The following is a 21242-nucleotide window of genomic DNA, read 5'->3' as shown; positions in this document are numbered from 1 at the left end:
TATATATCTTAAGTTTATAATATTTAAATTAACACTGTCCATATATTTCTTTAATTTGTTTTACAATAATATCCCAATTATATTTGCTATGAATTAAGTTAATTCCTTGCTTACCAAAGGATGACTGTAACTCTTTATTAGACAATAACTTTTCTAAGGAATCCGAAAGTGATTTTGGGTCAAAATCAGCTATTAATCCAACATTATTATCAACCCAATCTTGAATATGGTTATTTTTTGTTAAAACCAATGGTTTACCACATGCCATAGCTTCAAGCCCACTTGTTGTAAAAGATTCATATCTTGAAGGCATTACAAAAATATCACAATCAACTAAAGCCTCTTGTTTTTCCCTACCTACCAAAACCCCTGGAAAAATCACTTTATCTTCAAGATGATATTTAGAAATTAATTCCTTAGCACTGTCTAAAAAACCATAATCACCACCAACAATAGCTAATTTTACATCATCTCTTTTTAATCTTGCAAAACTTTCAATTAATAAATCAATACCCTTTATTTTATGAATTCTACCTAAAAATAATATTAGCTGTTCATTTTCACCAATATTATACTTTAATTTAAAAACCCCTTTATTTGGTAAATTAGAATATTCCTCAACATTAATTCCAAGAGGTACAATCTCAATATTCTCTTCTTTAACCCCCATTTCAAGATATTGTCCTTTTTCAACTTCAGTTAAAGCAAAAACCTTTGATGCATCATGAAGTATATTAAAACCCCACAATTTATCAAATATCTCTTTCAATCCTTCTTTTTGGAAGAAGGGTAAAACAGATCCATGAGCCTGTAGAACATAGGGGATATTATTTTTAACAGCATATCTATGTGTTGCAATAGCTAAAAAATGTCTATGTTCATGAATATGAATAATATCAAAATCTTTAATCATTTTTCTTAATTTAAATGGCAATGCTAATGGTGTATCAATAGTTAGCTTATTTTTAACTGCATTGGATAAATTCTTAAAATAGTAAACTTTAATTCCATCAACATCAACATCATAATGTTTATCCATAGCTAATCTTTCTCTACAACTGTCTGTTGTAAAAACACAAACATTATGACCCATCTCAACTTGTTTTTTAGCTATTTGATATGCTGCATTTACAACCCCTCCAGCTGAAAAACAAGGCGCAAATGCTGGAACAACATGTAAAATATTCATAATACTAAATTATTTTTTCATATAAATATAAATTATCAATATTTTTAATTTCAGTGAAGTTAGTTAAGTTATCCTGTTTAATATTTGAAATATAATAATCCAACTCACTGGAATCAATTAATTTAGTTTCATTAGCCATTATTCCCAGTACTGGCTCTTTAAAATACCATGTAAAAGGTCGAATATTATAAACACCAATTGTTTTATCTTCATAATCCCCATCATAATTAATCAAGAAATCAGAAACCTCTTCTGGTGCTTTAAATTCACTAGTATCATCAAAAGTCATAATAAAACTGAAAGAAGAAACTATAAAAATTACTATTAAAATTACAGAAACAATTTTATTATTGAATCTGAATTTTGAATAAATTTCATTCAAGGAAATAACAATGAAAAAGCTCACTACAGGTAAAACTGGAATAATATATCTATTAACTTTAATATTATAATAGCTATAAAAGACAATGTTAAATAAAAGCCATGCAAACAACATTAAAGCTAAATCATGATTTTTAGAAAGTTTAAAAATTTTACGGCAACTTAACATTACAATAAACAGAAGCAACATTGCTAAAATAATATTTAAATTAATTATAATTAAAGAAGATGCAAATAATAATGCAGTAATCAAAAGATATTTCTTATTAAACGTATTATCCTTAATAAACAACAATAACCCTATCATTAACAATACAATGAAAAATCCAGCCATGATTGTAGGTTTTTCTAAAATAGGAATTTTATCATCAAATTCTGTAGAGAAACTGGACAAATAATTAGGAAAATCATGGATATAAAAAAGATAATCCTCAGTATATGCAGAATCTATAGATGATCCCTTATCTCCACCAACAACACTTTGCCCTTGACTAACAAAACCTAAATGGTTTTCACTTAAATCAACAATAGGATTTAAAATAAACACTGCCAATAAACAAGCTACTAAAATAGATATTAGCAAGTATCTGAACTCCTTAGATGTGAAAAATTCTTTATGCAAAATATAACTCTTTTTCTTATAAATAAAATATAACATCAAGGCAGGAAGTACTAAAACTATTGTATACCTTGTAAATATGCCCAAAACAATTAAAATAGCTACAATTAGATAATATTTTGGATTCTTATCAATTGCCAATATCCAAAAAAACACTACCAAAATAGTTAAACTAACAACAGGTATATCTAAACTCCCATTTGCAAGCCATAACAAGTATAATGAAAAACTAGAATAACATAAACTTCCTAAAATACTTAAAAGCTGATTAAAACGGAATCTGAATAAAAAATAGAGACCAATATTTCCAACAATAGCAAAAACTCCAGTTACAATATAAATTGCTATTTCTCCAGAAAACCCTAAATTAAAAAGAATGGAAGTTAAATAACATATGACTGGAGATAACCAGATAGTTGAAGTTGAATCTATATTAATTCCATTAAAATAAAGACCATTTAACAAATAAACAAAAACATCTGAGCAGTAAATTCCCAATTGTTCATTAAATAGAATATAAGTACTCACTAATAAAATATTAAAGATGGTTAATAAAATCACATATGGCCAATCTTTCTTTTCTAAATTCAACTCTAAACCAGTCATAGTTTATTAAAAGTAGGTTAAGCTATGTAATAAATTTTATTAAATATAAAATAAATTATAATAAATTAAAGACAACTGGAGAATATTTAATGCTGGAAAATATTAACAAATATCTTACAAAAAATAAATTGTCAATAATCTTTATTTTAATATTTGCAGCTCTTTTAACTGGTACCTGCATATGGATTAACTCACATAATCCCATTCTCGGCCATTCCTACAGAGATGTGTATCTTTATTTAATAGAAGCTTTAAGATTCTCTGGTGTTGAAATTGGTGGTTATCAATATATTAATTATCTTTCACCACTTATTCCTTTCCTAACATCTATATTTTTCAATATGGGATTTCTAGATATTTCAACAATAATTATAATAAGTGGAATATTCTATTTCTTTGCAATAGCTGGAATGTATTGTATTTTAAAATTAAAATTTAGCAATAAAATGGCTATTTTTGGAACAATATTATATTCCTGCTTAATCATCAATTTAAGATGGGTAGCTAATGGTACTTTAGATATACCTTCAATTACTTTAGTTATCTGGGCATTATACTTCTTTATCAGAGGAATGGAAACAAACCAAAAGTATTTCTACCTTGCATTCCCACTAGCTGTTTTAGGATTCTTTGCTAAGTACACTGGAGCATTGGTTATAGCTACAATGTGTTTATACTTTTTATCTAAACAATCAATAATATATAATCTAAAAAAATATATTAAAAACATCATTGGAGGAACTATTTTAGGAATTATAACTTCAATCCCATTTTTCATGTATTTTTTTACAAATAACATACCATTAGGCTTTATTAATCAGGCCAGTGAAATTTCATCAAGAACATCTACAACTGCAACAAGTGGCGGAGAACTTATTGGAAATGATTTATTTTTCTACATTAAAGGTTTAATTTACTATATAGGATCAGATAATTACATTATTGGCATCATAATACTTGCAGTAATTATCTGTGGAATCATTTCATTAATCTATCTTTTTATAAGTGTTCTTAAGCAATTATACAGAGAAAATAAAGATGAAGCTAGTCAAATTTCAAAGTTAAAAGTAAATAACAAAATAATATACTGTCTTTTAACAGCATCTATAATTTTAATTGCATTTTCCTTTTTAACTGCAGGATTATTCTCTTTTATTTATTCAGAAGCAATATTCTTTTTTGCAGCTGTTTTGTTCATTTACACTATGAATAAAATTGATATGAATTCTAAAAAATTCCCTTACTTAGGACTCAACATTACAATGTTTGCATTATTCTTTGGATTTTTATTATTCTTTAGTGCTCATTTAACAAAAGCTGATCGTTATTTCACAGCAATGGCTCCAGGATTTGTATTTATCTCAACATTAGCTGTCAATTGCCTACTTGAAAATAAAAAAATTAATTTAAATATGAAAGTGATTATCCCAGTTATTTTATCAGTCATATTAATTATATCATCAATTTCCTTTTTAACAACAGATAGAAGCGACAGTTTAGTAACAGAAGAACAGGAAGTTGTTAAATGGTTTAATAATAACACAAATATAGACGATATAAATATTTCTGCAGATAGAGGACCAATTTATACTTGGTACTTCCAAAAAGAAGTTAATTATATTCAAGGTTCATTTACACCAGAAGAATTAAACGAAAATCTGTTGAATAATGAATCTTCATATTATATTCGTCTTGGCGATGGTTTAAATCTTGAAAATTACAGTGAAATTAAATCTTTTGATGAAACAATAATTTATCAAAGAAATTAAATTGAACCAAGAACAAATGAAACAAATGCAATTAGCATTCCTATTTTTAATAATTTAGATACTTTATGGCAGGTTTTTGAATCTTGTTTTTGCAAAAGAAGAACTGCTCCATAAAGAAATATAATAACTGCAACTGCAATCACTATTAAATATAAAATATTGAATATATGAGTAAAATATAATAAAGGACACAATATACAGTCCACAATTGCAAAGAAAGCTGCTAAATATGAAGCAGTTTTAGCACCATAAACAATAGGAAATGTTTTAACACCCTCAGCAGTGTCCCCTTCAATATCTTCAATATCTTTTGTAATTTCACGTGCAAAAGTCATTAAAAGTGCAAAAAATCCTAAAAAGGAAGAAATACCAATAAGATCCATATCTCCTAAGTCAAATCCAATGATTACACCTGCAAATATAAAACATAAACCTGTTAAAAAACCAACAATAAAATTACCAAGAAGCACAGTTGATTTAAGGTTAGATGCATAAAAATACAAAATTATTACAGCAAATAAAACAACAACTGTTGGATAAATACTTTGAACCAAATAGCTAGTAATAAAACTGACTAATACAGACAATATAAACAATAAATAAGCATACTTTCTAGCATTTTCAAGTGAGATTCTACCTGAAGGAATTGGCCTATCAGGCCTATTAATTGAATCTATTTTATAGTCAAAAACATCATTAATTACATTTCCGCCACTAATAGCAAAAAATACTGATAGCATACCTAAAAGAACAGGAATAGTGTAAGAGTCCGCAACAATAGCTACTAAAACAACAGCTATTACAGCCATTACAACATTACCTGGCCTTATTATTTCAATATAAGAGTTCATTTTAATTCCTCATCTAAAATTGAAGCAAAGCTCCTTGCAGTTTCAACCATTGAATATTTTGATGCATTTTCATTTCCACAATAGCTGACTTTACCAGTTTCAATATACTCTTTATAGAAACTATAAAATACTTTTTTAGTATCTTCTAAATTTGAAGTATGATGTCCAATATTAGTTTCATTGATTAAATCTTTAAGAGAACCTTCTTTATAACCTAATGATAAAACAGGTTTTTTAAATGCTAAATATTCATAAACCTTTCCAGGAATGAACATTTTTTCTTTAGGATTCATCCAAGAAATGAGCAGTAAAACATCAGAAGATTTTTCTCTTTTTAAAACATCCTCATAAGGAATTTTACCATTAATATTAACAATATCCTCTAAATTATAGCTGTTTACCAATTCAACTAGATTATCTTTATCTCCATAAAAATTAATAGATATTTTAGAACCCTCTACTTTACCTTCATCAATTAACTGCCTTACAGCATCAAATAAAATAGAAGGATCTCTTTTACCTCCATACAATGAACCAGCATACATGAAAGTTAATTTATCATCTCTTTTGATAGTTTCAACATGCTTAAATTCATCAGGATCATAACCTGAATAAACTGGAACAATCTTAGACTGCGGATGGAGTGTTTTTAAAGTTTCTGCTGCTTTTTGAGTGGTTGTAGTTAAAACATCCACATTTGAAAATGTTTTTTTCTCCAAATTTAATTCAAAGTGATTTCTAATAAAATTATGATTAATATAAGGATTCAAGTTCCATAAATCACGTAAGTCAGCTATCCATGGAATATTATATTTATTTTTAAGATCATGAGCAATAACATGCGCAGTTATTGGAAATGAAGAAGAAATAATTGCATCAATATTTTCATCCTCAATTACCTGGCAGGCACTATTAAAAGCAGGTTCATACCAATATTTCATACCATCAGGAAAAGCAAAAATTTCACCAGCTATTGAAACAGCTTTTGAAAACAGTTTACTCATAATCGAAGATGAATTGGAATTAGATGAAACCTTAGAATTATCCTGAGAATTAGATTTGCTTGGTAAAAACTTATCTAACATATCAACATAATCTGTTTCAACAATTTTAATATTACTTTTCTGTGAATTAATCCCTTCAATTTTGGGTACTAAGACAATAGGCACCCAATTATAAGCAGAAAGGTATTTAGCTACTCCTTGTAATCTTTTTGATGCTATTTCATTATTATGATTATAATAAAATGCAATAAACAGAACTTTCCTCATATTAATATCCCTTTTAACCAATACTTTTATTAATAAATAAATATATTAAATATATTAGTATTTTTTATACTTTAATTTTATAGAATTACTTTTAATTAGAAGATAATAGCTGGTGTTAAATTGGATAAAATCAAAATTGCAATTGTTGGAATAGGAAACTGTGCAAGCTCTTTAATTCAAGGAATCCATTATTATGATGGTAAAAATCCCGAAGAAGCTATCGGATTAATGCACTGGAATATCGGAGGATACAGTCCAAGCGATATTGAAGTAGTTGCTGCTTTTGATATTGATGAAAGAAAAGTAGGTAAAACAGTAGATGAAGCAATTTTTGCAAAACCTAACTGTACAACTATTTTTCAAAAAGAAATACCAAAATATGATGTAAAAGTAGAAATGGGGCATGTATTAGATGGTGTAGCAGAACACATGTCCAAATATGATGATGAATATACATTTGTTGTAAGTAATCAAGAACCTGCAGACATAGTTAAAGTATTGAAAGAAAGTGGTGCTGAGATCCTTGTAAACTACTTACCGGTAGGATCTGAAGAAGCTGCAAGGTTTTATGCACAATGTGCTTTAGATGCAGGAATTGCTTATGTAAATTGTATGCCTGTTTTTATTGTTAGTGACCCTGAATGGGAAGCTAAATTTAGAGAAAAAGGAATACCTGCAGTTGGAGATGATATTAAAGCACAAATTGGAGCTACAATCACTCACAGAACATTAGCGAATTTATTTAAAGACAGAGGTGTTAAACTCGATTATACATATCAACTAAACACTGGCGGAAACACCGATTTCTTAAACATGCTCAATAGAGATAGATTAGACTCCAAAAAAGAATCAAAAACTGAGGCTGTTCAGGCAGTTATTGGTGAAAGAATGCCTGAAAGAAACATACATGTTGGACCTAGTGACTATGTCCCATGGCAAGAAGATAACAAATTATGTTTCTTAAGAATGGAAGGTCGTATGTTTGGTGATGTTCCAATGAATCTTGAACTTAGATTAAGTGTAGAAGATTCACCAAACTCTGCAGGATGTGTTATTGATGCTATCAGATGTTGTAAACTTGGTTTAGAAAGAGGAATTGGAGGTCAGTTAACTTCAATATCATCTTATGTTATGAAACATCCACCAGTACAATTTACTGATAGTGAAGCATATGAAAATGTTGAAAAATTCATATCTGGCGATTTAGAAAGATAACTTTTTTTCTTACTTTTTTTCTATTTTTATTTAATTCATAAACCAAACTATTTATAAATATTAAACAACATATATAATAGTTGGAATTTTTTACAATAATGATTATACATATTTAATCTAATTAATTTTAATGAGAGGTGTAACAAATGAGTAAAGTAAAAATTACTGAAACAGCCCTTAGGGATGCACATCAATCTCTCCTTGCTACCAGAATGAGAACAAGAGATATGGTGCCAATTGCAGAAGAAATGGATAAAATTGGCTTTCATTCAGTAGAAGCATGGGGTGGAGCTACTTTTGATACATGTATCAGATATTTGAATGAAGATCCTTGGGAAAGATTAAGAAACTTAAAATCCGAATTTACAAGAACCCCAATTCAAATGTTATTAAGGGGACAAAATTTAGTAGGATACAAACATTATCCCGATGATATCGTAACTAAATTTGTAGAAAAATCCTATGAAAATGGAGTAGACATTTTTAGAGTATTTGATGCATTAAACGATATCCGTAACATGGAACAAACAATTAAAGTAGCTAAAGCACAAGGAGCTCATGTACAAGGTACAATTAGTTACACAATTAGTCCAGTACACACATTAGATGACTTTGTAGACTTAGCAAAAGAACTTGAAGCATTAGAATGTGATTCAGTAGCTATTAAAGATATGGCAGGTTTAATAAACCCAGCTACTGCATATGAACTTGTTTCAAGATTAAAAGAAGAAACAGATTTACTTGTTAACTTACACTGCCACTGTACAAGCGGTATGACACCAATTAGTTATTATGCAGCATGTGAAGCAGGAGTAGATATTTTAGATACTGCAATTTCACCTTTAGCATGGGGTACATCTCAACCACCAACTGAAAGTATGATTGCAGCATTACAAGGAACTCCTTATGACACTGGTCTTGATTTAACAGCATTAAATGATATTAAAAAATATTTCGATCAACTTAGAGAAAAATATGCTGCATTAATCGACCCTATTGCTGAAAGAGTAGACACTGATGTTTTAATCTACCAAATTCCTGGTGGAATGCTTTCAAACTTAATTTCACAATTAAAAGAACAAAATGCATTAGATCGTTACAGTGATGTACTTGAAGAAATGCCTCGTGTAAGAAAAGATATGGGATACCCACCTCTTGTTACTCCAACAAGTCAAATTGTAGGTATTCAAGCTGTAATGAATGTTTTAAGTGGAGAAAGATACAAAACTGTATCTAATGAAGTTAAAGAATATATGAAAGGAAACTATGGTAAACCACCTGCAAAAGTAAATGAAGAAATCGCATCAAGAATTATCGGCGATGAAGAAGTCATTACATGCAGACCTGCAGATTTATTAGAACCAGAATTTGACAAATACAAATCTGAAGGAATGGAAAAAGGTTTCGTTAAAAATGATGAAGATGCATTAACTTATGCATTATATCCAGCTATCGCTCCAGCATTCTTAAAAGGAGAAACTTCAGAAGAAGAACTTGCAACTGTTTCCCATGTTGAAGACCATGAAATTGGAATACCAACACAATATAATGTTGAAGTTGATGGAGAATCCTTTGAAGTTAAAATTATGCCAACTGGATTTATGGAAGTTGAAGAAACTGAAAAAGGACCATTTACACCAGTTGAAGGTGGAATCTATTCAACAATGCAAGGTATGGTAATTAAACTTACTGTAAATGTTGGAGATAGAGTAACAGAAGGATCCACAATTGCTGTTATCGAAGCTATGAAAATGGAAAACGATATCCAATCTGAAATTGATGGAACTGTAAAAGAAATTTTCGTAGAACCTGGAGATGCAGTTAGTGCTGGAGATATTATAATGGTTATTGAATAAATAACCATACCTCTCATTTTTTTATTAAAAAAGACTTATTTTAAATATTCAGTTAAATCATTAATACCTGCTTGTATAAATGCTCTTTTTCTTCTCATACAAGATTCACAAACACCACAATGTTTATTTTCACCACTATAACAGGAATAACTTAATTCCATAGGTGCACCAACATCATGACCTAATTTTACAATTTCCCATTTATCTAAATCAATAGCTGGCGCCTTAATTTCAATATCATTAGGTGAACCAATATCTAAAAGAACATTGAAAGCATTTAAAAATTCCTTTGAATTGTCTGGAAAAGTTGATGCTTCCTCTTTATCCCATCCAACAATAATTATCTCTGCACCAACACTTTCTGCAAAGGAAGTTGCAATAGCTGTAAATACAACATTTCTTCCAGGAACCCAAACACTGCTTGCACTTTCCTTACATTTTTCCAAATCATCTAAATCTTCATTACTTACCTGTGGAATATCCTCATTAGAATTTAATGAAGAATCACTAATCTTTGCAAGCCATGGTAATTTAATTACAGTATGTTCAAAGCCCATTAACTCACAGATTTTAGCAGTGACTTTTATTTCCTGTTCAGCAGCTTTTTGACCATAATCAAAGGTTATTGCATGAATATCATATTCTTTTGCATAGACAGATGTAGCCACTACTGAATCAAGCCCTCCTGAAAGGACACTAATTGCTTTTTTACTCATATTTATCACTTACAATAGAATTTACTTCTTTTAGAGGGAGTTTAGTTTTTTCAGCTATTTTTTTAATATCCTCAAACTCAGGTCTTTTAGAGATTATTTGATTGTTAAAATATCCTATTTTAAAGGTTACTTCAAAAGTTTCATTTGCCACTTCAATTTCTTTTTTAACAAATTCCCTTTTAGCAATTCCCCTATGAGTATTTGGTGCTATTCTAATACCTAAAGTTCCTATCTCTTTAAACATTACATCAATAATATGTTCCCTAACTTCCCTTTTAGAAATCACTTTTAAAAGACTGCCCTGCCTATTTTTCTTCATAATAATAGGTGTGACAGAAACATCACGAGCCCCCTCTTCCAATAATTTATCAAAGAGATATCCTATTTCTTCACCAGTTAAATGATCAATATTAGTTTCTATAACATCAACCTGATCTCCTTCACCAATCTCTTCAGTTTTTATTATACGTAAAACATTTGGAAAATCAAAATCTTTCATTCCTGCACCATAACCAATAGCTAATGGAGATATTGATGGTAAGAATTCCTCAAGAGTGTTACAAAACTCCATATAAATTGCAGAACCTGTAGGTGTAGCAAGTTCTGAGTCAACAGGCCCTCCAAGACAGTTAGCACCTTTTAATATTTCAACAACAGCCGGAGCAGGGACTGGAAGAATTCCATGGGCAGTTTTAACTCTTCCACCACCTAAAGCTATTGGAAGACCTATAATTTCATGAGAATCTAAATTTAAATCAAAGTATGCATACACTGCACCAATCACATCAGCTACAGCATCACTAGCCCCAACTTCATGAAAATGAACTTTCTCAAGAGAACTTCCATGGACTTTAGATTCTGCAACAGCTATTCTTTCAAATATCCTTACAGACATTTCAATAATTTTTTTATCTAAATCTAAAGATTCAATTTTTTCTATAAATTCATTAAAATGAAAAACTGGACTTTTTTCAACCATTTCTACATGACAATAAGTTGAACTAATACCTTTCTTAATTATTTTTTCAAATGACACCTCAACTTTTCCAAATTCACTAGCTGCATATTCCATGATTTCCTTAAGTTTATTTTCATCAGCACCTAAATCTACCAAAGCACCAATTATCATGTTTCCAGCAATTCCACCTGTTTGAGGATCAATAATAATTGCCATAATAAAAAACTCCTATTTCTATTAAATAATTATTAATTAGAAATTCTATATATAATAAATTATAAATTTAATTAATAATATTATTTAAGGAAGGTAACTTATGGCAGAAACAGAGTTAAATATTACCAAAAAAGATAATGGATTTTGCATTAATAATCCTGAGTTTTTTTTAACTTTTAGTGATTTTTTAGTTAGTGATGGTATTGATATTGTTGAAAATATTAATATTTTAAAAGGAAACTATGATTTTGAAGAGCTTGCAGAAGCAACAGAAGATTTTAATCAATTAGAAGCAAGTTATATCTCCCATTGTGCTAACTCCATTGATTATTTCCATAACAAATATGGAGATTTGGAACTTTTCACATTTATGGAAAGTGATGTTGAAATTGAAAAATTCACAGATAACTTAGATGTTGCAAACTCAAAAAAAGGATTTGAAGATGGTGAAATTAATATAAGCCATATAATTTATATTAATAAAACATTATCTCCAAAAGTCCTCTTAAAAGTCTATAAAAATGTTATTAAAACTAAAGCAAAATTTTTCCAAAGCCTTAATTTACCAATTCATATTCAGAATATCTTAAATAATAATGATTTTTTAGCTATACTGGCTAATGTTCCAGAAGATAGCTTTGAAGAAGAAAATATCTACGAAGATAGTGTAGATATAGTTAATAACCAATATGATGATGAAAATATAAGCTTAGAAAGTTTACTTACATCTGTTGAAGAGGCCGTGATTATATCCTGTGAAGATGCACTAACAAAATTAGAACTTAGCTTTGGAATTCTTGACTATCTAGTTTCCGAAGGTATTCTAATTGGAGATTTAGTGGAAGCAGGCTTAGAGTTAGTGGAAGGTGTTGAAGTCACTGATGAAATTAAAACAAAATTAGAAAAACAAATTTTAAAATCATTAAGTGATATCAATGTTATTGCATTATTAATGGCAGCTATTAGAACTGAAGATGACTTTACAAATAATAGAATAAGAGAAGTGGATGTAAGTGATGATCCTGCTTATCTTTATAGTGATGAAGTATTAGGTCTTGCCATTTCCAATCAAATAGCAGGAACTAAAGCTACATTTAATTTTAAAAGATATGATGAAGCAAAACCAGGAATTATATATGGATTAGGACCTATGGTTGATGATATCTTTGCAGGTTTAATTGCAGGATGCATGTCAAAAATATTTGAGGAATAAACAATGGCAAGAGAAGAATATTTAAAAGAAGAAGAGTTCTCACCATTAAAATCCATATTAAGCTTGATGAGCTTTTCAACAATATTTCCAATAAATATTTTCACATCAATGGAATACTTAACAAAATTAACTTGGTTTTGGCCATTTATCCACTTGTTTGTAGGAATATTAGCCGCAGTTTGTGGATTTATATGTCATAGTCTACTTCAATTAGACCTTTTATTATCTTCAGCAATCATTTACGCATTTTTAATGATTATAACTGGATATAATCATGTTGATGGATTAATGGACATGTCTGATGGAGTTATGGTTCATGGTGATGCATCAAGAAAAATATCCATTATGAAAGATTCCAGTGTTGGAACCGCAGGGATTATGTCAGCTATTCTAGTTTCTCTAATAGCAATAGCTGCAATTTCTGATATGTTATCATATAACTTCATATTAGGAATAATAATTATTGAAATGTCTTCAAAAACATCTCTCTTAACAACTGCAATTACTTCAAAAGCAGGAACTGGACTTGGCAGTTATTTTATTAATTCCTTAAATGTGGGAGAATATATGTTATCCACATTTGTTGTTGCAGTTATCTCCTATTTACTTGGAGGAGTAACTGGACTTCTCGGTGTTCTTGGAGCAATAATTTCAGGAGCAGTAATGTCAATAATTGCTAAGAAAAACTTTGGAATAGCAAATGGAGATGTTTTAGGAGCATCTAATGAAGTTGGAAGAGTAATTTCAGCAATATTTATTTGTATAGGATTATTTTATTTTATGTAACGTGATATAATGAATGTAAATGTTTTAAGATTAGATCATAGATTAAAAAGAGATAAAAGAATTACAACCCATGTCTGTTTAACTGCAAGAGCTTTTGGAGCCAGCAAAATTTATCTTGCGGGTGAAGAAGACCATAGGTTAATGGAAAATGTTAGAGATATTGTTAACAGATGGGGTGGAGACTTTGAAGTTGAATATATTGAACATTATATGCAACTAATAATGAACTGGAGAGATAATGGAGGAAAAATTGTCCATTTAACAATGTACGGTTCACAGGCCCATGAAGTTGTAGATGAAATTAGAGATAGTGGCGATGATATTTTAATTATCGTTGGAGGGTCAAAAGTACCAACAAAAATATATGAAAATGCAGATTGGAATGTATCTGTTACAACACAGCCACACTCCGAAGTATCTTCTTTAGGAGTTTTCCAACATTTATTAATGGATGGAAAAGAGTTTGATTTAGAATTTGATAATCCTGTATTTGAAGTAATCCCTACTGCTCATGGAAAAAATGTCAATGTTCATAAAGAAAATAAAAAAGGATAATTTAAAATAAATCAAGTAAAATTAAGATAACTTTTATATAGTACATTATACTATATACCCCAATAGGTATAGGTTGTGGTATTTTGAAACAATGCATGGATTCAGAAAACCTACATAGACGGTTAAAAAAATAATTGGACAATTAAATGCCATTGATAGAATGATTGATGAAGATGTACCTTGCGAAAATATATTAATGCAAATTAATGCATCTAAATCAGCATTACACAAAGTAGGACATATTATTGTTGAAGGACATCTAAATCATTGCATTAAAGATGCAATAGAAGAAGGAAACTATGATGAAGCCCTACTTGATGTTTCTTCACTTCTTGAATATTACTCAAGAATCTAATTATTTTTTTTACTAAAATTCATATACCTATACGGGTATAAGTAAATGCTGTGATTATAATGGAAATAGCAAAAATAAAAGAGAACAAAGACATTATTTTTATAATAATATCAACTATAAGTGTCATTTTAAGTTTCATTGGTGTTAAACCCTATGGCTTTGACTTAACATGGATAGCGATAGTTCTATGTGGTATACCAATAATTTTAGAAGCATGTGAAGGATTAATAACTGAATTTGATATAAAGGCCGATGTATTAGTTTCAATAGCTATTATAGCATCAATCATAATTGGTGAGGTATTTGCTGCAGGAGAAATTGCAGTAATCATGGCTATTGGAGGATTTCTAGAAGAATATACTGTTGGCAAAACCCAAACAGGAATAGAAAGACTAATTGATTTAACACCTCAAACTGCAACAAGACTTAGAAATGGAAAAGAAGAAGTGATTGATGCAGAAACAATTGAAATCGGAGATATCTTAAAAGTATTGCCTGGAGAGGTTGTTCCTGCTGATGGTACATTAATAAAAGGAGAGTCTTCTATTGATCAATCAGTTTTAACTGGAGAATCAATGCCCGTTGATAAATTAGCTGGTGATGAAGTATTTAGTGGAACAATTAACCTGTATGGTACTTTCACTATGAAAGCAGAAAAAAGTGGAAGCAACAGTTCATTGCAAAAATTAATCAAATTAGTGGAATCCTCAAAACCTGAAAATGCAGAAATTGTAAGACAGGCAGACAAATGGGCTACATGGGTCGTTATAGTTGCATTTATTGGAGCAATTGCAACATGGCTTGTTACAAGAGATATTATCAGATCAGTAACCATTTTAGTAGTATTTTGTCCATGTGCATTAGTTTTAGCAACCCCAACAGCAATTATGGCAGCTATTGGAAACTTAACAAAACATGGAATTTTAGTTAAAGATGGGGAATCAATTGAAACATTAGCTAAAATTAAAACTGTCATTTTAGATAAAACTGGAACATTAACCTATGGAAATCCAGAATTAGTTGAAATAATACCTTATGAATCAAAAATATCAAAAGATGATTTAATTTATCAACTAACTTCTCTTGAAAGCAATTCTGAACACCCCTTAGCAAAATCCATTGTTAAATATTACAAAAATAATTATACAGAGAAATTACTGGAAGTAACTAACTTCAAAGTAATTATTGGTAAGGGAGTTAAAGGAAAAATAGAGGGCGAAGAAATAATAGCTGGAAATAAAGAATTTATGTCTGATAAAAATATAGAACTGCCTGAAACATACATCAAAAACAATATTGAATCTTATTTAAATACTGGTTCAACAGCTATTTATGTTGCTCGTGATGGATTTTTACTTGGATGTATAATATTATCTGATATTTTAAGAGAAAATGCAGAAAGTGTAATCTCCCAAATTAAAGATATGGATCTTAACACAGCATTATTAACTGGAGACAACAAAGAAACCGGAGAATACATAGCAAGCAAAGTAAAAGTAGACACATTAAAATACAACTGCTTACCAGAAGATAAAACTTCATTTATTCAAGATTTACAAAAACAAGATGAAAGAGTAGCTATGATTGGGGATGGAATAAATGATGCTCCTTCTCTTAAAAAAGCAGATGTTGGAATTTCAATGGGTGATGTTGGAAGTGACATCTCAATTGATGCATCAAACATTACTTTAATAAGCGGAGACATTAAAGAAATACCCCACTTAATTAAACTCTCTAAAAGAACAGTTAAAATAATTAATAGCAACATAGCATTTTCACTTGGATTAAACTTCCTTGCAATGTTTTTAGCTATGCTTGGAATATTAGGACCAATTACAGGAGCATTAGTTCACAATGTAGGTTCTGTTTTTGTAATTATAATCTCAGCATCACTTCTTAATTATGGAAGAAAAAAAATTTAGGTAAAACTAAAAGTTTAAATAATGAAAAGCAATAAAATAAAAAATATAAAAACAAGGAGCGTAAGATAAAATGGATGAAAAAAAAATTAATGTTGTAGGAATGCACTGCCCATCCTGTGTAGCTGCTGTAGAACTTTGTATGACTGATTTAGATGGTGTTGAAGAAGCAAAAGCAGATCTTGAAACCAACACTGTAAGTGTTAAATACGATTCTTCAAAAGTAACTGATGATGATTTAGCAGGTGCTGTAGAAGAAGCAGGATTTAAAGTTGAATAAATTTCAGCTTTCTTTTTTTATTATTTTAATTTTAAATTAATTACAACTATTTTTTTATTTTATAAAATCTCAAGATTTTTCTTAAAGATTAATATAAAAATCATAGACTCTTTTATTAAATTATATATAATGAAAAGGATAAAATTCATATTATTAAAACTAAATAAGGAAGGACATAATATGATATCTGTAGCTATTAATGGATACGGAACTATTGGAAAAAGAGTAGCAGATGCAGTAGCTGCTCAAGATGATATGAAAGTGGTTGGGGTAAGTAAAACAAGACCTAATTACGAAGCAAGAACTGCAGTTGAAGAAAAAAATTATGATTTATACATTGGAATTCCTGAAAGAGAATCATTATTTAAAGAAGCAGGAATCGAAATTGCTGGAACTGTTGAAGACATGGTTCAGGAAGCTGATATTGTAGTGGACTGTACACCTGGAAATATTGGTCCTCAAAACTTAGAAATGTATAAAAAAGCAGGAGTCAAAGCTATTTACCAAGGTGGAGAAGACCATGATTTAACTGGATTATCATTTAACTCTTTTTCAAATTATGATGATTCATATGGTGCAGACTACACCAGAGTTGTTTCCTGTAACACTACTGGGCTTACACGTACTTTAAGTACAATTGATCCAATAGTAGACATTCAAAAAGTTAGGGCAGTAATGGTTAGAAGAGGATCTGACCCATCTGAGGTTAAAAAAGGCCCTATTAATGCAATTGTGCCAAATCCTCCAAAGGTACCGTCTCACCATGGTCCTGATGTAAAAACTGTAATGAATGGAATTGATGTTACAACAATGGCATTACTTGTACCAACAACACTTATGCATCAACACAATTTAATGATAGAAATTGGAAATGAAGTTGAAACCGAAGAAATTATTGATGCATTAGAAAAACGTTCCAGAGTACTTGTTGTTGAAGCAAACGAAGGGTTAGGTTCTACTGCAGAACTTATGGAATATGCAAAAGAACTTGGAAGAAATAGAAATGATTTATATGAAATTCCAGTATGGAAAGAATCCATAAATGTTGTTGGAAAAGAATTATTCTATATGCAAGCAGTACACCAAGAATCTGATGTAGTTCCTGAAAATGTTGATGCTATTCGTGCAATGCTTGAAATGGAAAGCGACAACGAAAAATCAATTGCAAAAACAAACAAAGCTATGGGAATTTTATAATTTCCATAATTCTATTTTTTTTATACTGATAAAATGAAACACAATGTTACTTTTGGACCTGCTGGAAAACCAGTTAAATATTCTGGAGCTGCTTATAAAGCACCAAAATATATTAAAGAAGAAGGATTAGATTCTTTTGAATACCAATCCACTTATGGTGTTAGAATTGGTGAGAAATCAGCAAAAATATTAAAAGAAGAATCTGAAAAACATAACATCCTTATTTCAATGCATGGTCCTTATTACATAAATCTTTGCTCTAAAGAAGAAGAAAAGATTAATAAAAGTATTGAGCATCTTATTAGTACAGCAAGAGCTGGAGAATGGATGGGTGCTTACAGACTTGTTTTTCATCCAGGATTTTATTCAAATATGAAAGCAGATAAAGCATTAGCTATTTCAAAGAATACAATTAACAAATTATTAGAAAGATGTGAAGAAGAAGGACTTGAAGAATTTACTTTTTCACCAGAAACAACTGGAAAACGCAGCCAACTTGGAAATATTCAAGAGATTGCAGATCTTTGTTCAAATTTTGAACATTTTGAACCAACAGTTGATTTTGCACATATTCATGCAAGAGGCAGAGGCTTTTTAAATTCAAAAAAAGATTACAATTGTATTTTTTCTACCCTTGAAGATAATTTAGATATTGATATCTTACATTGTCATTTTACTACAATAGAATATGGACATGGCGGTGAGATAAAACACCATACTCTTGATGAAATAGAATATGGTCCAAATATGAAAGATTTACTTGAAAATCTTATTGATAATGGTTGGAATGCAAATATTATCTGTGAAACACCCTTAAGAGACGAAGATGCTCTTAAAATGAAAGAATTATACCTTTCATTAATTTAATTTTTTTAAACCTTTAAAAGAGTTTATATAACATAAGTAAATAATAAAAGATTATTATTTATAATTTAATATGTTGGTGATTTTTTGAAAAGTGAAACAAAAAAACCAGAAACAAAAAACACAACAAAAAAAGCAGCTATTAAAAAAACAGAAAATACAAAATTTTGTGAAGTTGTTGTGTTAAAACCAGTTGGTTATCCTTTTAATTTCAATTTAATGGAAAGTGATTTAGAAATTACTGACATCAACCTCTTTGAAGAGTATGCTCGAGAACAATGGTTAGGAATTGTTGTTAAAGAAGGATCATATCTCTTTGATCAGAAAATTATTCCAGATTACGGTTTTAAAATTATTTCTGCAGAACCTAATGAATCAATAATATCTGAAAAAACAAAAATTAAACTTATTGATGAAGAAATAGCTACTTCAAATGAAATTCAAACAATAAAAAGCAATATAAAAATATCAGATATTGTAGGTCATGAGAATGCTAAAAATAAAACAAAAGTATTGAGAAAATTTATTCAAGACCCAGAAAGATTTGGACAATGGGCTCCAAAAAATGTTTTGTTTTATGGACTTCCAGGTACTGGTAAAACAATGCTTGTTAAGGCATTAGCTAATGAGCTTGAAGTTCCATTATATTTAATTAAAGCAACATCACTAATTGGAGAACATGTTGGAGATGGTTCATCTAAAATTCATGAATTATTTGACAAAGCTAAAAAAACAGCACCATCCATAATTTTCATTGATGAAATTGATGCAATTGCATTACATAGAAGTTTTCAATCATTAAGAGGGGATGTAGCTGAAATTGTAAACTCTCTTTTAACTGAAATGGATGGTATTTCTGAAAATAAATCCGTTATAACAATTGGTGCGACTAACAGCCCTAAATCTTTAGATTTTGCGGTTAGAAGTAGATTTGAAGAAGAAATTGAATTTGCCTTGCCAAATGAAGAAGAAAGAAGATTAATATTTGAGAATAATCTTAAAACTTATCCATTAAAAACTGATTTAAATATAGAAAAATTAGTTAAACTAACAAAAAATATGTCTGGAAGAGATATTAAAGAAAAAATATTAAAAACAGCCCTTCATCATTCAATATCCCAAGATAAAGAAATTGTTACTATGAATGATATTGATTATGCTTTAAAATCAACTAAAATAAAAATAAATGATGTTAATGGAATGCATGAGTAATATTATTACTCTCTTCCAAAAATATACTCAGCAGCTCTAATTATTTCCTCATCCTCATTTTTTGCAGCTGCTTTTAGCTTACTATTTATATCATAAAAAATTTTATTAACAATAGAATTTGTTAGTTTATCCAATATTTTAACGCTACCATCAACATCAGCTAACTTAAGAGTTGCTTTTTGTGTTTCACGTTGTCTTATATCTTCCATAGAGTATCTTAAATTAGCCATGATACCTTCAATTTCCATTATTTTAAAGGATTCTTTAAGTAAATTGAATTCATAATCGATGATTTTTTCTGCTTCAATAGCTTCCTCTTTTCTATGTTCTTTATTTAATTGAGCAATTTCACGTAAATCATCAATATTGCATAATTTAACACCCAATTCTTTTACATCAACAGAAATATCCCTTGGATTAGCAATGTCCACCATAAAAAGATTATTATAATCTGCATCAATATTTTCAAGTCTTTCTTTAGTTATTATTGGATGAGGGGCAGCAGTTGCACTAATTACCACATCTGCATTCTTAAGATATTCATTTAAATCATCAAAGAGTATAGCTTCACCACCAAGATCCTTAGCTAATTTAACAGCAACATAATAAGTTCTGTTAGCAACAAAAATTGCTTCTAAATTCTTTTCAGCTAACGATTTAGCTACTAGCTTACCCATTTTTCCAGCACCAACAACAAGGACAACCTTATCTTCAAGACTCCCAAGATAATTTTCAGCTAAATTAACAGCAGCAGAACCAATAGATACAAAACCCCGATTAATATTGGTTTTATTTCTGACTACCTGACCAACATGAATAGCTTTAGTAAAAATAGCATCTAAAATATCACCACAGTGATGTTCTTTAGTAGACTTATTTTTAGAATCTTTAACTTGGCCTAAAATTTGATCTTCACCAACAATCATTGATTCCAAACCAGAAGTCATACGAAGAAGGTGCATAATTGCATCATCCCCATATTCTACAATTATATTATCATTAAGATTATCTAAAAGAGGCTCATCAAAATCAAAACAATCATTATGAATGTAAAATTCATTCCTATTACAGGTAGAGATTTCAACATATTCATCAATATCATATTTATCCTGTAATCTATCAAATATAGCATGAATATCCTTTGAAACATTCTCCATTGTTTCTATATCTGCAATTGTATAATCAACCCTTAAATTAATAATCAAAAGATAAAC

Annotated in this window: 18 protein-coding genes and 1 pseudogene; 12 read left to right on the top strand and 7 right to left on the bottom strand. The window is 29.5% G+C overall.

The genetic code is table 11. From position 1 onward, the window contains the following. Nucleotides 1–28: 28 nt before the first annotated feature. Both MBBWO_RS03640 and MBBWO_RS03635 read right to left on the bottom strand, forming a co-directional pair. On the bottom strand, nt 29–1189 hold the full coding sequence (locus MBBWO_RS03640; RefSeq protein ID WP_116669525.1) for a glycosyltransferase: 1161 nt from the start codon (nt 1187–1189) through the stop codon (nt 29–31). Between the two features lie 4 nt (nt 1190–1193). Next, nucleotides 1194–2687, bottom strand: coding sequence for a glycosyltransferase family 39 protein (locus MBBWO_RS03635; RefSeq protein WP_165807922.1), 1494 nt, complete (start codon nt 2685–2687; stop codon nt 1194–1196). A gap of 197 nt (nt 2688–2884) precedes the next feature. Here MBBWO_RS03635 and MBBWO_RS03630 point away from each other — a divergent pair, with 197 nt between their 5' ends. After that, nucleotides 2885–4564: a glycosyltransferase family 39 protein gene (locus tag MBBWO_RS03630; RefSeq protein WP_116669523.1), complete on the top strand. Its 1680-nt coding sequence runs from the start codon at nt 2885–2887 to the stop codon at nt 4562–4564. Here MBBWO_RS03630 and MBBWO_RS03625 read toward each other — a convergent pair. Together MBBWO_RS03625 and MBBWO_RS03620 are read right to left on the bottom strand one after the other, a co-directional pair. Then, the gene (locus MBBWO_RS03625) at nt 4561–5415 is read right to left on the bottom strand and encodes a UbiA family prenyltransferase (RefSeq protein WP_116669522.1); all 855 of its coding nucleotides are present in this window, start codon (nt 5413–5415) and stop codon (nt 4561–4563) included. The two genes, MBBWO_RS03630 and MBBWO_RS03625, sit on opposite strands and share 4 nt — an antisense overlap. Continuing rightward, complete coding sequence (locus MBBWO_RS03620; RefSeq protein ID WP_116669521.1) at nt 5412–6686, bottom strand: glycosyltransferase family protein; 1275 nt, start codon at nt 6684–6686, stop codon at nt 5412–5414. Before MBBWO_RS03620 ends, MBBWO_RS03625 begins: the two co-directional genes overlap by 4 nt. A gap of 120 nt (nt 6687–6806) precedes the next feature. Between MBBWO_RS03620 and MBBWO_RS03615 the strand changes: the two genes are divergently transcribed. Continuing rightward, nucleotides 6807–7901, top strand: coding sequence for an inositol-3-phosphate synthase (locus MBBWO_RS03615; protein ID WP_116669520.1), 1095 nt, complete (start codon nt 6807–6809; stop codon nt 7899–7901). 146 nt (nt 7902–8047) lie between these two features. After that, nucleotides 8048–9757, top strand: a complete 1710-nt coding sequence (gene oadA / locus MBBWO_RS03610) for a sodium-extruding oxaloacetate decarboxylase subunit alpha (protein WP_116669519.1) — start codon at nt 8048–8050, stop codon at nt 9755–9757. Between the two features lie 35 nt (nt 9758–9792). On the opposite strand, the gene queC is transcribed toward oadA, so the two are convergent. After that, nucleotides 9793–10473, bottom strand: a complete 681-nt coding sequence (gene queC / locus MBBWO_RS03605) for a 7-cyano-7-deazaguanine synthase QueC (RefSeq protein WP_207771574.1) — start codon at nt 10471–10473, stop codon at nt 9793–9795. Beyond that, a complete protein-coding gene (larC, locus tag MBBWO_RS03600) occupies nt 10466–11647 on the bottom strand; it encodes a nickel pincer cofactor biosynthesis protein LarC (RefSeq protein WP_116669517.1) in 1182 nt (393 codons plus the stop codon). Before larC ends, queC begins: the two co-directional genes overlap by 8 nt. Nucleotides 11648–11747: 100 nt before the next feature. Between larC and MBBWO_RS03595 the strand changes: the two genes are divergently transcribed. From MBBWO_RS03595 to MBBWO_RS03555, 9 genes and pseudogenes are all read left to right on the top strand, one after another. Further along, nucleotides 11748–12860, top strand: coding sequence for a phosphatidylglycerophosphatase A (locus MBBWO_RS03595; protein ID WP_116669516.1), 1113 nt, complete (start codon nt 11748–11750; stop codon nt 12858–12860). Between the two features lie 3 nt (nt 12861–12863). Continuing rightward, nucleotides 12864–13646 carry an adenosylcobinamide-GDP ribazoletransferase gene (gene cobS / locus MBBWO_RS03590; RefSeq protein ID WP_116669515.1) on the top strand — a complete coding sequence of 261 codons (783 nt, stop codon included), beginning with the start codon at nt 12864–12866 and terminating at the stop codon, nt 13644–13646. A 6-nt stretch (nt 13647–13652) separates the two neighbouring features. Then, nucleotides 13653–14201 (top strand): tRNA (cytidine(56)-2'-O)-methyltransferase, encoded by a 549-nt coding sequence (locus tag MBBWO_RS03585; protein ID WP_116669514.1) that lies wholly within the window; start codon nt 13653–13655, stop codon nt 14199–14201. Between the two features lie 83 nt (nt 14202–14284). Continuing rightward, nucleotides 14285–14556 (top strand): annotated as a pseudogene (locus MBBWO_RS03580) (metal-sensing transcriptional repressor). A 59-nt stretch (nt 14557–14615) separates the two neighbouring features. Next, the gene (locus MBBWO_RS03575) at nt 14616–16478 is read left to right on the top strand and encodes a heavy metal translocating P-type ATPase (RefSeq protein ID WP_116669513.1); all 1863 of its coding nucleotides are present in this window, start codon (nt 14616–14618) and stop codon (nt 16476–16478) included. Between the two features lie 70 nt (nt 16479–16548). After that, nucleotides 16549–16755, top strand: a complete 207-nt coding sequence (locus MBBWO_RS03570; RefSeq protein WP_116669512.1) for a heavy-metal-associated domain-containing protein — start codon at nt 16549–16551, stop codon at nt 16753–16755. Between the two features lie 180 nt (nt 16756–16935). Next, nucleotides 16936–17952: a phosphorylating glyceraldehyde-3-phosphate dehydrogenase gene (locus MBBWO_RS03565; RefSeq protein WP_116669511.1), complete on the top strand. Its 1017-nt coding sequence runs from the start codon at nt 16936–16938 to the stop codon at nt 17950–17952. 33 nt (nt 17953–17985) lie between these two features. Beyond that, nucleotides 17986–18819, top strand: coding sequence for a TIM barrel protein (locus MBBWO_RS03560; RefSeq protein WP_116669510.1), 834 nt, complete (start codon nt 17986–17988; stop codon nt 18817–18819). A gap of 84 nt (nt 18820–18903) precedes the next feature. Continuing rightward, the gene (locus MBBWO_RS03555) at nt 18904–20028 is read left to right on the top strand and encodes an AAA family ATPase (RefSeq protein WP_116669509.1); all 1125 of its coding nucleotides are present in this window, start codon (nt 18904–18906) and stop codon (nt 20026–20028) included. Nucleotides 20029–20033: 5 nt separating this feature from the next. Here the strand turns inward: MBBWO_RS03555 and hemA are convergent, their stop codons facing one another. Continuing rightward, nucleotides 20034–21233 (bottom strand): glutamyl-tRNA reductase, encoded by a 1200-nt coding sequence (hemA, locus tag MBBWO_RS03550; RefSeq protein ID WP_116669508.1) that lies wholly within the window; start codon nt 21231–21233, stop codon nt 20034–20036. Nucleotides 21234–21242 lie beyond the last annotated feature (9 nt).

The organism is Methanobrevibacter woesei, from assembly GCF_003111605.1.
Classification (GTDB): Archaea; Methanobacteriota; Methanobacteria; order Methanobacteriales; family Methanobacteriaceae; genus Methanocatella; species Methanocatella woesei.
Note: the sequence above shows the minus strand (reverse complement) of the source record. Positions and strands in the feature narration are given on the sequence as shown.

Coding starts and splice junctions, on each gene's coding strand:
- MBBWO_RS03640 (WP_116669525.1), bottom strand. CDS start 1,189: ATGAATATTTTACATGTTGTTCCAGCATTTGCGCCTTGTTTTTCAGCT.
- MBBWO_RS03630 (WP_116669523.1), top strand. CDS start 2,885: ATGCTGGAAAATATTAACAAATATCTTACAAAAAATAAATTGTCAATA.
- MBBWO_RS03625 (WP_116669522.1), bottom strand. CDS start 5,415: ATGAACTCTTATATTGAAATAATAAGGCCAGGTAATGTTGTAATGGCT.
- MBBWO_RS03620 (WP_116669521.1), bottom strand. CDS start 6,686: ATGAGGAAAGTTCTGTTTATTGCATTTTATTATAATCATAATAATGAA.
- oadA (WP_116669519.1), top strand. CDS start 8,048: ATGAGTAAAGTAAAAATTACTGAAACAGCCCTTAGGGATGCACATCAA.
- queC (WP_207771574.1), bottom strand. CDS start 10,473: ATGAGTAAAAAAGCAATTAGTGTCCTTTCAGGAGGGCTTGATTCAGTA.
- larC (WP_116669517.1), bottom strand. CDS start 11,647: ATGGCAATTATTATTGATCCTCAAACAGGTGGAATTGCTGGAAACATG.
- MBBWO_RS03595 (WP_116669516.1), top strand. CDS start 11,748: ATGGCAGAAACAGAGTTAAATATTACCAAAAAAGATAATGGATTTTGC.
- cobS (WP_116669515.1), top strand. CDS start 12,864: ATGGCAAGAGAAGAATATTTAAAAGAAGAAGAGTTCTCACCATTAAAA.
- MBBWO_RS03575 (WP_116669513.1), top strand. CDS start 14,616: ATGGAAATAGCAAAAATAAAAGAGAACAAAGACATTATTTTTATAATA.
- MBBWO_RS03570 (WP_116669512.1), top strand. CDS start 16,549: ATGGATGAAAAAAAAATTAATGTTGTAGGAATGCACTGCCCATCCTGT.
- MBBWO_RS03565 (WP_116669511.1), top strand. CDS start 16,936: ATGATATCTGTAGCTATTAATGGATACGGAACTATTGGAAAAAGAGTA.
- MBBWO_RS03560 (WP_116669510.1), top strand. CDS start 17,986: ATGAAACACAATGTTACTTTTGGACCTGCTGGAAAACCAGTTAAATAT.